Annotated in this window: 15 protein-coding genes; 7 read left to right on the forward strand and 8 right to left on the reverse strand. The window is 44.2% G+C overall.

Annotated features, from left to right (window positions below; translation table 11 throughout):
- The first annotated feature begins 101 nt into the window (after positions 1 to 101).
- From metA to ACIFO6_RS12575, 5 genes are all read left to right on the forward strand, one after another.
- Entirely contained in the window at positions 102 to 1019 is a 918-nt protein-coding gene (gene metA, locus ACIFO6_RS12555) for a homoserine O-acetyltransferase MetA (protein WP_430040970.1), read from the forward strand.
- A 123-nt stretch (positions 1020 to 1142) separates the two neighbouring features.
- Positions 1143 to 2327 (forward strand): PLP-dependent transferase, encoded by a 1185-nt coding sequence (locus ACIFO6_RS12560; protein WP_430040971.1) that lies wholly within the window; start codon positions 1143 to 1145, stop codon positions 2325 to 2327.
- Complete coding sequence (locus ACIFO6_RS12565; protein ID WP_430040972.1) at positions 2324 to 3502, forward strand: trans-sulfuration enzyme family protein; 1179 nt, start codon at positions 2324 to 2326, stop codon at positions 3500 to 3502. Before ACIFO6_RS12560 ends, ACIFO6_RS12565 begins: the two co-directional genes overlap by 4 nt.
- A gap of 407 nt (positions 3503 to 3909) precedes the next feature.
- Positions 3910 to 5043 (forward strand): cyclic dehypoxanthinyl futalosine synthase, encoded by a 1134-nt coding sequence (mqnC, locus tag ACIFO6_RS12570; RefSeq protein WP_430040973.1) that lies wholly within the window; start codon positions 3910 to 3912, stop codon positions 5041 to 5043.
- 321 nt (positions 5044 to 5364) lie between these two features.
- Positions 5365 to 6795, forward strand: coding sequence for a PLP-dependent aminotransferase family protein (locus ACIFO6_RS12575; RefSeq protein WP_430040974.1), 1431 nt, complete (start codon positions 5365 to 5367; stop codon positions 6793 to 6795).
- Between the two features lie 97 nt (positions 6796 to 6892).
- Here the strand turns inward: ACIFO6_RS12575 and ACIFO6_RS12580 are convergent, their stop codons facing one another.
- The 4 genes from ACIFO6_RS12580 to ACIFO6_RS12595 all read right to left on the reverse strand — a co-directional run bounded on the left by ACIFO6_RS12580 (position 6893) and on the right by ACIFO6_RS12595 (position 10332).
- Complete coding sequence (locus tag ACIFO6_RS12580; protein ID WP_430040975.1) at positions 6893 to 8122, reverse strand: benzoate/H(+) symporter BenE family transporter; 1230 nt, start codon at positions 8120 to 8122, stop codon at positions 6893 to 6895.
- A 21-nt stretch (positions 8123 to 8143) separates the two neighbouring features.
- Positions 8144 to 8887: a YggS family pyridoxal phosphate-dependent enzyme gene (locus ACIFO6_RS12585; RefSeq protein ID WP_430041038.1), complete on the reverse strand. Its 744-nt coding sequence runs from the start codon at positions 8885 to 8887 to the stop codon at positions 8144 to 8146.
- A 292-nt stretch (positions 8888 to 9179) separates the two neighbouring features.
- The gene (locus tag ACIFO6_RS12590) at positions 9180 to 9716 is read right to left on the reverse strand and encodes a pyridoxamine 5'-phosphate oxidase family protein (RefSeq protein ID WP_430040976.1); all 537 of its coding nucleotides are present in this window, start codon (positions 9714 to 9716) and stop codon (positions 9180 to 9182) included.
- A 505-nt stretch (positions 9717 to 10221) separates the two neighbouring features.
- Positions 10222 to 10332, reverse strand: coding sequence for a hypothetical protein (locus tag ACIFO6_RS12595; protein WP_430040977.1), 111 nt, complete (start codon positions 10330 to 10332; stop codon positions 10222 to 10224).
- 237 nt (positions 10333 to 10569) lie between these two features.
- On the opposite strand from ACIFO6_RS12595, the gene ACIFO6_RS12600 reads away from it, so the two are divergent.
- Both ACIFO6_RS12600 and ACIFO6_RS12605 read left to right on the forward strand, forming a co-directional pair.
- On the forward strand, positions 10570 to 11028 hold the full coding sequence (locus ACIFO6_RS12600; RefSeq protein WP_430040978.1) for a hypothetical protein: 459 nt from the start codon (positions 10570 to 10572) through the stop codon (positions 11026 to 11028).
- Positions 11029 to 11149: 121 nt separating this feature from the next.
- The gene (locus tag ACIFO6_RS12605; protein ID WP_007429455.1) at positions 11150 to 11239 is read left to right on the forward strand and encodes a putative holin-like toxin; all 90 of its coding nucleotides are present in this window, start codon (positions 11150 to 11152) and stop codon (positions 11237 to 11239) included.
- Between the two features lie 206 nt (positions 11240 to 11445).
- Here the strand turns inward: ACIFO6_RS12605 and ACIFO6_RS12610 are convergent, their stop codons facing one another.
- The 4 genes from ACIFO6_RS12610 to ACIFO6_RS12625 form a co-directional block, all read right to left on the reverse strand.
- The gene (locus ACIFO6_RS12610; RefSeq protein WP_430041039.1) at positions 11446 to 12309 is read right to left on the reverse strand and encodes a YitT family protein; all 864 of its coding nucleotides are present in this window, start codon (positions 12307 to 12309) and stop codon (positions 11446 to 11448) included.
- A gap of 90 nt (positions 12310 to 12399) precedes the next feature.
- The gene (locus ACIFO6_RS12615; protein WP_430040979.1) at positions 12400 to 13626 is read right to left on the reverse strand and encodes a cation:proton antiporter; all 1227 of its coding nucleotides are present in this window, start codon (positions 13624 to 13626) and stop codon (positions 12400 to 12402) included.
- A gap of 4 nt (positions 13627 to 13630) precedes the next feature.
- Positions 13631 to 14125 carry a cation:proton antiporter regulatory subunit gene (locus ACIFO6_RS12620; RefSeq protein WP_430040980.1) on the reverse strand — a complete coding sequence of 165 codons (495 nt, stop codon included), beginning with the start codon at positions 14123 to 14125 and terminating at the stop codon, positions 13631 to 13633.
- 202 nt (positions 14126 to 14327) lie between these two features.
- Entirely contained in the window at positions 14328 to 14723 is a 396-nt protein-coding gene (locus ACIFO6_RS12625; RefSeq protein WP_430040981.1) for a hypothetical protein, read from the reverse strand.
- Between the last annotated feature and the right edge of the window lie 83 nt (positions 14724 to 14806).

Below are 14806 nucleotides of genomic sequence, written 5' to 3' on the forward strand. Positions count from 1 at the left end.
ATGACCTTTCTCGTAACCGAGGAAGGTCTTTTTATTATATGCCCGGCATCTCAACATGACGATTTTCGCAAAAAACTTCACCGAACAAGGAGTGAATTTACATGCCGATTAAAATTCCGGATACACTACCTGCCAAGGAAGTGCTGGAGGGCGAAAATATTTTCGTAATGGATGAAAGCCTTGCTTATCATCAGGATATTCGTCCGTTGCGTATCGCCATTTTGAATTTGATGCCTACCAAAGAGACAACGGAAACCCAACTGTTGCGTCTGGTCGGCAATACTCCGCTTCAAGTGGACGTTACGCTGGTGCACATGAAGTCACATGTATCTAAAAATACATCGCAGGAATATTTGAACATGTTTTATAAAACCTTTGACGAGATCAGAAACAGCCGCTTTGACGGTATGGTTGTTACTGGAGCACCCGTTGAACAGCTTGAGTTTGAAGATGTGAACTACTGGGAGGAAATCCGGCAAATTTTTGAATGGACGAAAACGAATGTAACTTCGACCATGCATATCTGTTGGGCCTCACAGGCGGGTCTGTACCATCATTTCGATGTTCCTAAATACGGACTTGATTACAAATGCTTTGGCGTGTTTTCACATAGCGTTATTAAACCTAAAGTGAAGTTGCTACGCGGTTTTGATGAAATGTTTTATGCACCTCATTCCCGGCATACAGAGGTTCGGCGCGAAGATATCGAGCATATCGCCGAACTGGAGCTTTTATCCGAATCTGAGGAAGCCGGAGTGTATTTGGTAGCTACGCGTGATGGCAAACAAATCTTTGTGACTGGACATTCCGAATACGATCCACTTTCTCTGAAATGGGAATATGATCGTGATGTCGCCAAAGGGATGGATATTGAAGTACCGAAAAATTATTTTCCCAACAATGACCCTGAGCGTACACCGCCCTCAACCTGGCGTGCGCATGCCAATTTATTATTTTCAAATTGGCTCAACTACTATGTATACCAAGAAACTCCTTTTGATATCGGGCCCCAGATTTAAAATGGGGCTTAACGTTTATATCTACGCAGTACCACCTTGCAGCAGCGCAGCAGTATAGATATGATAATCCAATTTTGCGGCATATGTTATGCACCTATTGTGGAAATGAACAGGAGGATTCATATGAGTGAGAAACAGTGGAAAATCGAAAGCAGATTAGCACAAATTGGTTCAATCGAAGAGCCGGTAACCGGAGCGGTGAATTTTCCGATTTATCAATCTACGGCGTTTCGCCATCCCCGTTTGGGTCAAAGCACAGGATTTGATTACATTCGGACGATCAATCCGACACGCAAGGTGCTGGAGGAGGCGTCCGCTACACTGGAATCCGGTGATGCAGGCTTTGCATGCAGTTCAGGTATGGCGGCGCTGCAAACGGTATTTGCCCTGTTTGGACAAGGGGATCATCTGATTGTATCGCTGGATCTGTATGGAGGCACGTATCGTTTGCTGGAACGTATTTTATCCAGATTCGGCGTGACGGCGAGTTATGTGGATACGAACGATCTTGAAGCCATCGAGCAGTCATGTCGACCGAATACCAAAGCGGTATTCATTGAAACGCCTACGAATCCATTAATGATGATTACGGATATTCGGGCTGTAGCCGAATGGGCGTCACAACGTCAGCTGCTTACCATTGTAGATAATACGCTGTTAACACCGTATTTCCAGCGTCCTTTGGAGCTGGGTGCCGATATTGTGGTACATAGCGCAACCAAGTATCTGGGCGGACACAATGATGTGCTGGCAGGCTTGATCGTAACCAAGGGTAAGGAGCTATCAGCCGAAATTTCCTTCCTGCACAATTCCATTGGTGCTGTACTTTCTCCGAGCGATAGCTACCAGTTGATGAAGGGCATGAAAACATTGGCGCTGCGTATGGATCGGCATGAGCACAATGCGACGGTGCTGGCCAATTATCTGCTGACGCATCCGGCGGTGGCTGAGGTGTTTTATCCGGGACTTGAGGGTCATCCAGGGCGTGAGATTCAAAACAAACAATCCAGCGGCAACACAGGTATTTTCTCTTTTAAAGTAAAAGATGCCCGTTATGTGGAGCCCTTGCTTCGAAACATTAAGCTTATTGCTTTTGCAGAAAGTCTGGGCGGTGTGGAATCGTTAATGACTTATCCTGCTGTACAGACACATGCTGATATACCGGCTGAGATTCGGGATGCAGTGGGAGTAGATGATCGGTTGCTGCGCTTCTCCGTCGGCATTGAGCATACGGATGATTTAATTGAAGATTTGCATTCAGCGTTGGAGGCGGCGCGCCAGGAAATTGAAGGAGGACAACAGCAATGATTGAGGACGTACGGAAAATCGGGCAAGAGTCGGAAAAAGAACGGAAATTCGCTACCAAGCTGCTACATTTTGGCTCTGAAATCGATAGTGTTACGGGTGCATCGAGCGTACCGATTTATCAGGCGTCCACCTTTCACCATCACGATATTTTCAATCCTCCGCTGCATGACTACAGCCGTTCCGGCAACCCGACACGGCAAGCTTTGGAGGACTATATCGCCTTACTGGAAGGCGGGGCCAGAGGGTTTGCCTTTGCATCAGGCATGGCGGCAATATCCAGTACGTTTATGCTGTTGTCCGCAGGGGATCATGTCATTGTTTCGGAGGATGTATATGGGGGGACCTACCGTCTGCTGACTTCGATTTTAAAACGGATGAATATTGAAACCACCTTCGTCGATATGACAGACATCAGCCTTGTGAAAGAAGCATTGCAGGAAAATACGAAGGCAGTGTACATGGAGACTCCGTCCAATCCAACCCTCAAAATCACCGATGTGGCAGGGGTAACAGCTTGGGCACAGGATAAAGGACTGCTGACACTGCTGGATAACACCTTTATGACGCCATATTATCAACGTCCAATTGAGCAGGGTGTCGATATCGTGTTGCACAGTGCAACCAAATTTCTCGGCGGCCATAGCGATGTATTGGCAGGTCTTGCGGTAGCACGTACGGAGTCGTTGGGCAGACAAATCAAGCAGCTTCAAAATGGGCTTGGAACCGTATTGGCCCCACAGGAGTCGTGGTTGCTTATGCGCGGGATGAAGACACTGGAAGCGCGTATGGCTCACAGCGAAAAGAGTGCAGCGAAGCTGGCCAATTGGCTGAACGAGCGAAGTGACATTGAGGCGGTATACTATCCGGGTCTGGAAAATCATCCGGGGCGTGCCGTACATGAGAGCCAATCCAGTGGATACGGAGCGGTGATCTCGTTTGATGTAGGTTCCGGTGAGCGTGCAAAAGAGGTACTCAATCGCATACAAATTCCGATTGTGGCGGTAAGTCTGGGCGCTGTGGAAAGTATCTTGTCGTATCCGGCGATGATGTCACATGCTGCAATGCCGCATAGTGTACGTCTGGAGCGTGGAATCACGGACGGTCTGCTACGTTTCTCCGTAGGTCTGGAGGATATTGATGATCTGATCAGTGATCTGAATGAGGCTCTTCGCTAAAACAAAAACACAGCAACATAAACATAAAATCTAAATAAGCAGCAAGCTTCTGTGTAGTGGGAAGCTTGCTGCTTTGTGTAGGACGACATGGCGGAGGACAATATGAACGGTGTTGCACAACCCCATTTTCCATTTCCATGAGACAATGTACCGTAGAATTATAGCTTGTTCGTCGCATCATCCCCTGGGTAGAAAGCAGAAAGAAACGGGAATAAGTATGGTTCCTTACCTAAAGATATGTTAGTATTATCATTAGGTTTTACTATGCTATATAGCACAGACAAATACAAAGCCAGTCATGAACACATATAATACGACAGGGTTCGAACGCAGGTTTGTGAAATCATTCTCGTTCATAAGTCCTGTCTTTCATTTCGTCCCCCTGTGAAAGCGAAGGAGGATACACCATGAGTGTAATCGACCATATTTTAGATAAAGCCCTGCGCAGCGAACGCCTGAATTTAGAGGACACCGTTGCTTTGTTCGAGTCGGACGAGGTAGAAAAGATTGGTCACGCGGCGAACAAAGTGATGAACCGTATGCATCCTAATCCGATCAAAACCTTTGTCATCGGACGAAATATTAACTATACGAACGTCTGTGACGTATACTGCCGCTTTTGCGCTTTTTACCGCAGACCGGGTTCAGATGAAGGCTATGTCCTCCCCGATGAAGTGATTTTCCAGAAAATCAAGGAAACGCAGGATGTAGGCGGCACCGAAATTCTGATGCAAGGCGGTGTGAATCCTAATCTGCCGTTCAGTTATTATACCGATTTGCTCAAAGCGATCAAGGATCGTTTTCCCGATATTACGATGCACTCCTTCTCGCCGGCTGAAATTCATAAGATGAAGGAAAAATCCGGCTTGTCCATGGAAGATACGATTCGAGCCATTCATGAAGCCGGATTGGATTCCCTGCCAGGCGGGGGCGGAGAAATTTTGGATGACCGCACACGCCGCAAAATCAGCCGTCTCAAAGGCTCTTGGCGGGATTGGATGGACGTGATGCAGACCGCTCACAAGGTGGGTATGAACACGACTGCCACGATGGTTATCGGCTTTGGCGAGTTGATGGAGGAGCGTGCGCTGCATTTATTGCGTGTTCGTGATGCCCAGGACGAATGCATTGCAAACAAATATGATTCCGAAGGCTTCCTGGCCTTTATTCCATGGACCTTCCAACCGGATAATACGAACCTGAAAAAGGAACGCCAGACGCCAGAGGAATATTTGAAGACTGTTGCAATCAGCCGTCTTGTACTGGATAACATCAAGCATATTCAGTCTTCGTGGGTAACGATGGGACCAGAGATCGGTAAAAAATCACTGTATTACGGTTGCGACGACTTCGGCAGTACGATGATTGAGGAAAACGTCGTTTCCGCCGCAGGTGCAACGTACAAAGTCAACATCGAATCCATTTTACAGCTGATTCGTGAAACGGGTCATGTTCCGGCACAGCGCAATACCCGCTATGATATTATTCGTACCTTTGACGGTGCCAGCAGTATTGAACATGACTTTATTATGCAAAATTAAGACAAACACACCATAACTAAATTAACACATAATGGAGCATATAACCTGTTATTTTGCGATCGTAACACAAAACTTGTCTATCATTAATCCAAATGGAAGGATTAATGATAGACAAGCTTTTTTGACGTTGGCTTCCATCATGATTTGGCTGCTTAAAGTTTAGAGAAACGCTCTAGTTGTCCTCTTTTTCTAAATACTATCGTATTGAAAGGCAGCTATCGTCATGATAGTATATTAATTAATGGAGTGTTATAATCATACATTAATAAGTCATTTAAGCAATCCACATGTTGAATTCAAATACATATGAAGGTGAATCTTATGCTCAAAGTTAACCGAAACGACCAACGTCCCCTATGGCAGCAACTTCTAGACCAAGCGATTCATAATATTAGAACAGGAAAATGGCCACCAGGGGAATTGCTACTCCCATCTCGTGAGCTCGCTTTATTAGTCGGTGTCTCGCGCTCAACCATACAGATTGTTTATGAGGAATTATTCAGCCGTGGATACACCGTGACATCTCGGCGCGGTGGAACAAGGGTAAGTGAGTGGAGCTATATAACAGGCTCTTTTGAAGATGTTATGCCTCAAGGGCCAGTCACCCCTGAATTACCTGTATTAAAGGCTGCAGTCAATCATCTACACGGCTGGCTTAGAGGCAAAGAAGAGCAAAATGTGGAGATTGATTTCTGTCCCCACGAGCCTTATTTGGACCAACATTTTCAAAGAAAATGGAGACAATCATTTTTACAAGCCTCCACAGAAATGGACTTGGGGAATTGGGCTTATGGTAACGCCTACGGTTTTGTATCACTTCGCGAACAGATACAACGGTATTTGTCACTTGAACGAGGAATCCATGTGCATATTGATCAAATTATGTTAACCTCAGGAGCGCAGCATAGCCTTGATTTGATCGCCCAAGCGCTATTAATGGAAGGGGACACGGTTTCTGTTGAAGATCCCGGTTTTCCTGCCGCTTGGATGACCATGAAATATAGGAGTATGAATGTGGTGCCCGTTCCTGTTGACGAGTACGGATTACAGGTAGATCGCATTCACCCACAATCCAAGCTAACTTTTGTCACGCCTTCGCATCAGTGTGCAGTTGGAGTCATAATGTCGGAACCCCGGAGGCAACAATTGTTACGTAAGGCTTCACAACATCAATTTTGGATTGTTGAGGACGATTATGATAGTGAATTTCGATATCGTGGGGACCCACTTCCTACGTTATTCAGCCATCAACCCCAAAATACGTTATATATGATGAGCTTTTCCAAAATGGTTGCTCCTGGAATCCGAATATCGGCGATTGTTGGGCCAAAAGGGGCCATCCAACAGCTTGCTCATGTCCATGCACTCACTTATCGTCATCTTCCAATTATGGAACAATTGACGCTTGCTCATTTTATTGAACACGGGCATTTCATGCGCCACATGAGAAGAGTCAGAAATGTATATCGGCGCAGACATGCAGCCATGACAAAGGCCATAGCTGCTACTGGTCTGGACAAACGTTTTAAACTCAGTGGGGTAGAAACAGGATTGCACATGCTTCTCGAAGCTGAGGAATCGTTTGACGAAGAAGCTGCGACGAACCAAGCGCTCAAAGAAGGAATACGTGTTTATCCCCTAAGCAATTATTGTCTAAATAGCGACCGAAAAGGATGGGTACTTGGTTTTGCTAAAGTAGATGAGGAGGCAATTGAAGTCGGTATTTATCGCCTTGCGGAGATGCTTTTATAAGACGCCGTCTACGCCGAGATGCATCATTAAAGCGCCTCCACAATATATCTGCCATACCTTTGTGACTTTATCTGTTTCTGTACTGATTTCAAGCCTTCTATTGTTTCTGCTCGGCTTGTTGTATTACATTCGTACTATACTGCTTTTTTCGAAACTGTCCATGTATCAAAATATGTGCCGTCAAACCTGTAATAAGTCCCCAAAATGCACCTCCAACTCCAAGTAATGTAACATTTGCGGCTGTTGCCAAAAAAGTAATTAATGCTGTCTCACGTCCCTTGGGATCTGTTAATGCGTTGGCAAGGCTACCGCCAATTGTACCCAGGAGTGCCAATCCTGCTAAGGTGGCGATAAAGGTAGCAGGAAGAATCAGAAACAGAGCAGACAGCGTCACACCAAAAATGCCGACAACAATGTAAAAAATGCCACAGGCAATACCTGCAATGTAACGTTTTGTTGAATCCTCGTGCGCGTCTTTCCCTGTACAAATCGCCGCTGTAATTGCTGCTACATTAAAGGCGTGTGAACCAAAAGGCGCTGTTAAGAGCGAGCCTAAACCCGTTACAGTCAAAATCGGATTCGCGCTCGTTTTAAATCCGTCATTTCGTAACACTAGCATTCCAGGCATATATTGTCCTGTCAAGGTAATAATAAACAGCGGTAATGCAACACCCAATAAAGCATGAAACGAAAACTCTGGAACGACAAATACCGGCGATGCAATTGCCAATTTGATATTACTGAAATCTACTTTCCCCACACTAATTAAATAAATAAGTCCGATTGCCAAAATACCCACGATAGCGTAACGGGATGTAAACCTTCTTAATACTACATACGCAGTAAACAGGACAACTACAAGCAGGGGGTCAACTTTCGCGCCACCAAAGGCTGAAATGCCAAACTGCAGTAAAATACCTGCCAGCAGCCCTGAAGCAATGCCTGGAGGGATTAGCCGGACGAAACGTTCGAACATCCCCGATAACCCCAAAATAATAAATCCTAAAGCAGAGATAATATAGGCGCCAATCACTTCTGGATAGGGGGTTACAGCTAACGCCGAAACAAGAAAAGCTACGCCTGGTGTTGACCAAGCGGTAATAATCGGTTCACGGTATCGGTAACTTAGCCATATACCAGTTACACCCACACCAATAGAAATCGACCATATCCATGAAGCGGTCATTTCAGAGCTTAGACCTGCTACTTTTGCTGCCTGAAATACGAGAATAAATGTACCCCCATAATTGACAATGACAGATATTAAAGCAGCTATAGTGGGTGAAATTAAATCGCGGCCGCGCAGTGAAGTTGATGTTGTGTTCATAAGCTCTCTCCTGCCTCTCTCCTAATCGTTCTGACGCGCGTTTTCGTTCCAGTAATACGTGTCTGGCAAATAACGTTGGCCAAATACGCTTGTCCCTACGCGTATGATTGTAGCTCCTTCTTCGATGGCAACCTCGAAATCCCCTGACATGCCCATCGAAAGAGTGTCTATTTCTACACGTGGAAATTTTTCTACCATAATCTGTGCTTGAATTTGTTTTAACAATCGGAAGCAATGTCTGGTTTCGTCATTTGAGGCATTCAGTTTTCCAATAGTCATCAAGCCTTTAATGTTTAACGTTTCGAACTGAGACAATTGTTCAACTAACTCCAGTGCTGCTTCCGGCGGAGCGCCAAATTTGCTTTCTTCGTAGGACGTATTGATTTGCACCAAAATATCCATGGTCTTGTTCTCTTTCAAAAGCTGATGATGCAATGCCTGCCCCAATCTCAAACGGTCCACAGAATGAATGAGCTTGACATATTTTACAACGTCTTTTATTTTATTCGTTTGTAGATGTCCGATAAAATGCCATTCCACCTGGTTGTACTGCTGCATAAGCGGTAATTTCCCCAAAAGCTCTTGAGCTTTGTTTTCACCAAATAAAGTTTCGCCCGCTTGAATGGCAATTTTTAATTTTTCAAGGGGTACGGTTTTTGTCGCTAACAACAATTTCACATCTTCTTTCTTGCGCCCTGAAGCCTGGCAAGCCAATTCCATCCGTTGTCGTACGGATTCAAGATTTTCTTCGACTAATTGGCCCATGTTCGTTCTACCCTCTTTCTGCTTCTCACCCATGTATTTTGTTCAAGTATTTTAGCTTTTCGCATTTCTGATGCCTTCTTATCAAAATTTTTGGTTCTAACATCAGTAAAGAGCCACAGTCCTTATGATTAGGATCCATGGCTTTTGGTCATTACTCGACATGGCTGGTTTAACTTTCATCCCAAACCCTGTTTTATAGATGTAAGTACCTTCTATATTGGTTCAGGAATGGAGATCACGAAGATAGACACATGAAATTGGCAAAAATAAATGTTTTCATTAGAGACCGCTATTAGACTGTTTTTGCTGGTCTATACATTTTTTCTTCTTCGATTGGATTTTCTTTCGCCGTTATATGATAGGGGTCAATTCGGTATACCTGAACTGGACCTCCGAATACAGCGGACCTGTATTTGTCAACGTGCTGTTTGGCTAATGGGCGGTTATAATAATCAGGCACATATTTTCGAATCATTTCCTGCAACATAAGTGTAACTTCGTCCAGATCGACAATAGGCTCAGCCTTGCCGAAAATCATAACACTCATATATGCGGTGTCTGTCTTGGCTGGTACTGGATCAGTAATAGTTCCATATTCTTCGCAAACTGTAAAACAAACCTCTGGATTTGTACTCATCACCTGATTTCGTCTCCCGCCTGTAGCTCCATGAAAATAAAGCTTTCCGTTTGACCAAACATAATTGAGCGGAACAACGTATGGCAACTTACCATCAACCATACCCAGATGCCCAATCCTCGCTTTATTCAAGAAAGAATCAATTTTGCCACTGTCTGATACTTCTCTTATCTTGTAACGAACCTTATCCATTTTCAACCACTCCTATAATGTTGGATTGTTTTCGTTAGTATATCAGTCATTGGATTGAGTTAGTACATCCATAATATAATAATCGAGCAGTCCATATTTTTTGCTAAGCAGATTCTTTTCAAAGCCGAGGAGTGGCTTCAGCTTTGCTCAAGTTATGAAGCTGTTTAACCAGCGGCGGCTTGAAACGGGACTTTCATTTGATCAGATGGGATAAATGCATGGGAGTACACGCTCACTATGCGCATGATCAACCGCTACTTATACTAAGATGTATCTTGAAACAAGCTACTAATAGTTCACGTTTCTGCCGCAGGCACAAAGCAATACCCGCTATGATATTATTCGTACCTTTGACGGTGCCAGCAGCATCGAACATGATTTTATCATGCAAAATTAGGAATACTTTCGTTAATATAGCGTAATCACGACAAAACGCTTATCTTTCATTAATCCGTGAAGAGGGATTAGTGTAGATAAGCGTTTTTTTATGTGTTTATATTATTGATTATTCTTTTTCCTCAAATCGCATTAATATAGATATGTCTTTGATATGTAATGCATGGGCAATTTTTTCGATGTTGTTTATATTCAGTTCTTGAAATTTATTGTTGCACAAATTAGATATTTTGGATTGTGGAACTCCCGAGAGTTCCTCTAATTTTTTTCTGAGTTATTCCACGATCTTTTAGAACCTCTTTTAGTTTAATTCTGAACTTTAACATATAAATGTCCTCCGAATACCGATACAGAATTGCACTACTACCATATTACAGATTCCCTAAACCGCAAATGGAGCACTATCAGAATTAATGTCTCTGATGCTATTCAAGTATTTGAACAAGGGAACGACAATGTGTGGACACATATTATTGAGCCAGCACCGTTTAATTCTTATCTGACGACTAACGATTTAATCAATATACTCAACGTTGGCCCAGATGCTCGTGATATTCGCAATGCTTTACAAATCATACTGAATAATGTCGAACGGCGCAATGCATTCTTAAATCGAATTGTAAATGTTAATGCTCAAGATATATCCATTTTGCTCTATAAAATGAAGAACGATTATCTTAAGTATGATCAACTTTCCAACGAGGATTTTATAAAAATGTATGCTGTTAATCCAATCGAAGCCTTGTCAGTTTATTTTCTGGAGACGGTTGATGTGCATAATTACTGGGAATGGAGAGCGGTAGGGGGCACAGGTGAAAAGGCTATTCAGTACAAAAGAGATCAACCTTTATTTACCTTTATTCAAGCTATTGAAAGGGCAGAAGATGAGTCACAAAACTATGTATCAGGGTACTAATCTCAAATTTAGACTTAAAACAGGCGTTTTTCTTCCTCTAAGTAATATCTATATGGTATAATATCCCTTAACAACAGAATGGCTTAGATGGGCGGTCGGCTAGTCTCCTGCAAAGGAGGTGATGCCTGTGGAGGTTAAAGATACGCTGATGTTGATGATTCAATTTGCAACGTTAGTTATCTTGATTATTTCCTTCAACAAAAAGAAATAGACCGCCCTCTCCAAAGGTAAACGGTCTATTTCGATCGACAAATCTTTGAACAGCCACCGCCCTTATAAGCGGCTGTTGCTAAAGAGTAAGGATGCTACAACATCCTTACTCTTTTTTAGTGTATACATCTTAGCTATATTTTATCATATTGCCAACCAGCATGACAATGGAGTAAAGACGTATTACGGTAAATATACTTGGCCTTGCTACACTTCCCATCGCTTCATATACATAATCTCAGCCTGCGGGTCTGCCATTTGGATGACTGCCTTAAAGCGCTGCAAATCCAATAGATGAACGCTATAGACGATGACCTGTTCATCTTTTCCCTCTGTCCGTTCACCTCTATTTTTGCCCTCCATCTGTGCAGGATTTCCCACAGGCGTACTGTAAATACGGAGTCTGCGGTTTAAGGCTTCTTCGACGGTTTGCTGATCCTTGCTGACGACGCAAATCATCCGAGTCAGACCGGTAAACATCAGTCGGGTCGTTTCATAGGCAGCAAGGCAGGATAGGGCTGAATACAGAGCTGGCTCCCAGCCTAGCACGAAACCAGCCGTAATTAGCAGCAAACCATTACAAAGCATCACAATTTGTATCAACGGAATCTTCCGATGCGTCAATAACAGATTGGACGGACGGCCATCGGAAGATTCGTTCAGCCCCAGAGAATCGAGCAAACCTCCGTGACGGGCCGCCAGCCCTGCGCCAAGTCCGATGCAGATCCCCCCGCCCAGAGCGCATACTACCGGGTGGCCACTCACTGCCGGGAAAGGGGACAGAATAATGGCTGAGCCTGAAAAGGCAAACAGACCTGGAAGCGCCCGAAGTAGCATGGGCTTGTGGGTCGACAGAGAATACAGCAGCATAAGCGGCAAGTTCAAAATGAACAGCAGTAATCCAAAATGCTCTTGTGTATAAAGCGACATGAGTCTGGAGATGCCTGTGACGCCACCAGCGATCATATCATGCGGATGCAAAAACAATTCCAGACCGACGGATGCCGTAATACCGCCAATCACCGTATAAAAGACAGGGAACCTGCTCGCATCTCCCGAAGCGGGCTTCACAAGCCGCCTCATAGAGCTTCGGCATGTTTTACAGCGTGCGGCATAGCCTTCCCTCCTATTGGATTGTCGTATCCAGCTTTTACATTTCAGTTACACCGAGTTCCTCTCTTCATTTCGAAGGCGGTGGTCCTTGAATTTGAAAACCTTATTCATCATATTAAAAATAGGTTTTGACTGTTTTGCCAGTAACGGAGCCATAATCGCCAATATAAGTACATAGATAGCTGCAAAGGGCTGAACAATATCCAGCAAACCGCCCTCTTTGCCCAAATTAGCCATAATGATCGAGAACTCACCGCGGGCCACAATCGTCAAACCGATATTTGCCGACGCCTTGGGTGACAGAGAGACAGTGCGTCCAGCCAGCATCCCGGCCCAAATGTTACCGATTAACGTAAGAATGACTGCTGCCAGCGCAAGCCAGATTGCGTTTCCGCCCAGAGACAGTGGATCAATAGATAGTCCGAAGCTGAAGAAGAATAAAGCGCCGAAGAAATCGCGGAAAGGAACAATTAAATGCTCAATCCGTTTGGCATGTTCTGTTTCGGCCAGCACGAGTCCGATTAATAAGGCTCCGATGGCTTCCGCCACATGAATCGTTTCCGAAAAACCTGCCACAAGAAACAGGGAGCCAAAAATAACAAGTCCGAATACCTCATTGGAGCGAATACGAAGAATTCGATTTAACAGAGGGACGGCCTTCCGACCGATAATAATAACTGCGAGCATAAAACCAAGCGCGATTAGTGCCGATAACAGCACACCCCCGAGCGAGGATGAATCGCTGAGAACCAATCCGGAGAGGATGGAAATGTAGACGGCGAGGAAAACATCCTCAAACATAATAATGCCTAAAATCATTTCAGTTTCAGCATTGGCGGTTCGCTTCAGATCGACCAACACCTTGGCAGCAATGGCGCTGGAGGAAATCGTCGTGATCCCGGCAATGACGAGTGTCTCTGCAATGGGAAAACCAGTTAGAAAGCCGAGCGCCAGCCCTAATGTAAAATTAATGCCGATATATATGGTGCCGCCCACTGCGATGGAACGGCCTGATTTAATCAAACGGCCTACCGAGAACTCCAGTCCCAGGTAGAAGAGAAGAAATAGCACCCCGATTCTTCCCATAAAATCAATTAAAGGCGCGCTTTCGATAAATCGGAAATCAAAGTGCCACAGTTCCATCGCATGTGGTCCGACGGCCATTCCAATCAGGATATAAAAAGGGATGACCGATAAGCGCAGTTTGGTGGAAATAAGTCCGGCTGCGGCGATCAGAGCAATAGCCAATCCAACCTCAAATACCAGATGATCCATCCAATCACCCGCTTCCGTTCATAAGAATTTGTTTAAAGCGTTTTTGCTGATCACGTTCCCCGACCACGACCACAGTAGCATCTTCGCTAATAATCACTTCCGGGCCGGGATTTACATACTTGTTGCCTTTTTTCTCAACAATGGCAATAACCGTAGCTCCTGAATTTTGGCGTACATCCAGCTCACCGATGGACTTGCCAACACTGGCATAGTGAGGTTCGACTCTGTACCATTCAATAATAAAATCGTCGAACGTCATTTCTACGCTTTCAAGCTGCTTGGGCTTATACGTCATGCCACCGATTATGGAGGCCACCAATCGCGCTTCCTGATCACTTAGGGTCGTCATGGAAATACTTTGTTCCAAATCCTCATAATCAAAATGATACAGCTCACGTCTGCCGTCATCATGAATAATAATGACTAGGCGATCGCCATTTTCCGTATCTATTCGATATTTAATCCCGATTCCTGGCAAAATAGATTCTCGAATATCCATTTGTAATGCCTCCTGTATTGTACATTTGTTTAAAATTGGTATGGGAAATAAATCACATACATTAGGTGTGACATGGAACTTTTCTTCACATTATAAAATTACATTAATTGGCATGAAAATAGACAGAGAACAGACTTACTTATTAAACTATTAGGAAAATTTTACAAAAAGACATGCAAATATGATGTGCATGTAAATGGGGTTAAGCCACATAACTGGAGGTGAATTTAATGGGGAACAAGTAGAGTTGCTTTTTCAGCTTGTAGATGACAGGAATAAAAGGCAAGCGCAGTTTTGGAATACTCAATAGTAGCACCAACGCCACCAAAATAACAAAGGGAAGTGATTTGGCCGCAGCAATTACCAGATGAAGGACCGGAGAGGATTTGCGGATGGCTGGTTTGGAGTGATGCTCGAGCCCATGGGAGTCTGTTTCCAACGAAGAAGTTTCAACAATCGGCATGAGAGAAGATCCCGCAGTAAACTGGAGGGATTGAGTAGTATCTTCCGCATGAAACGTCACAGGAAGGGACAAAATCTGAACGAGGCTCAATAGGACAATCATGAGTGTACGCAGCATGTTCAGCATCGTTGACATCTAATCCCCTCCCTCTTGTGAAAAATTCATATTAATATAACCTTAACATACCCAACCCTAAATATTCAAACGTATTCTGGTTT

Origin of the sequence: Paenibacillus sp. NRS-1781 (genome assembly GCF_050467745.1) — a bacterium.
Classification (GTDB): Bacteria; Bacillota; Bacilli; order Paenibacillales; family Paenibacillaceae; genus Paenibacillus; species Paenibacillus terrae_A.

What these genes read in the sequence shown, in the direction of transcription:
- metA (WP_430040970.1), top strand. Translation starts at nt 102, where the DNA reads ATGCCGATTAAAATTCCGGATACACTACCTGCCAAGGAAGTGCTGGAG.
- ACIFO6_RS12560 (WP_430040971.1), top strand. Translation starts at nt 1,143, where the DNA reads ATGAGTGAGAAACAGTGGAAAATCGAAAGCAGATTAGCACAAATTGGT.
- ACIFO6_RS12565 (WP_430040972.1), top strand. Translation starts at nt 2,324, where the DNA reads ATGATTGAGGACGTACGGAAAATCGGGCAAGAGTCGGAAAAAGAACGG.
- mqnC (WP_430040973.1), top strand. Translation starts at nt 3,910, where the DNA reads ATGAGTGTAATCGACCATATTTTAGATAAAGCCCTGCGCAGCGAACGC.
- ACIFO6_RS12575 (WP_430040974.1), top strand. Translation starts at nt 5,365, where the DNA reads ATGCTCAAAGTTAACCGAAACGACCAACGTCCCCTATGGCAGCAACTT.
- ACIFO6_RS12580 (WP_430040975.1), bottom strand. Translation starts at nt 8,122, where the DNA reads ATGAACACAACATCAACTTCACTGCGCGGCCGCGATTTAATTTCACCC.
- ACIFO6_RS12585 (WP_430041038.1), bottom strand. Translation starts at nt 8,887, where the DNA reads ATGGGCCAATTAGTCGAAGAAAATCTTGAATCCGTACGACAACGGATG.
- ACIFO6_RS12590 (WP_430040976.1), bottom strand. Translation starts at nt 9,716, where the DNA reads ATGGATAAGGTTCGTTACAAGATAAGAGAAGTATCAGACAGTGGCAAA.
- ACIFO6_RS12605 (WP_007429455.1), top strand. Translation starts at nt 11,150, where the DNA reads ATGCCTGTGGAGGTTAAAGATACGCTGATGTTGATGATTCAATTTGCA.
- ACIFO6_RS12615 (WP_430040979.1), bottom strand. Translation starts at nt 13,626, where the DNA reads ATGGATCATCTGGTATTTGAGGTTGGATTGGCTATTGCTCTGATCGCC.
- ACIFO6_RS12620 (WP_430040980.1), bottom strand. Translation starts at nt 14,125, where the DNA reads ATGGATATTCGAGAATCTATTTTGCCAGGAATCGGGATTAAATATCGA.
- ACIFO6_RS12625 (WP_430040981.1), bottom strand. Translation starts at nt 14,723, where the DNA reads ATGTCAACGATGCTGAACATGCTGCGTACACTCATGATTGTCCTATTG.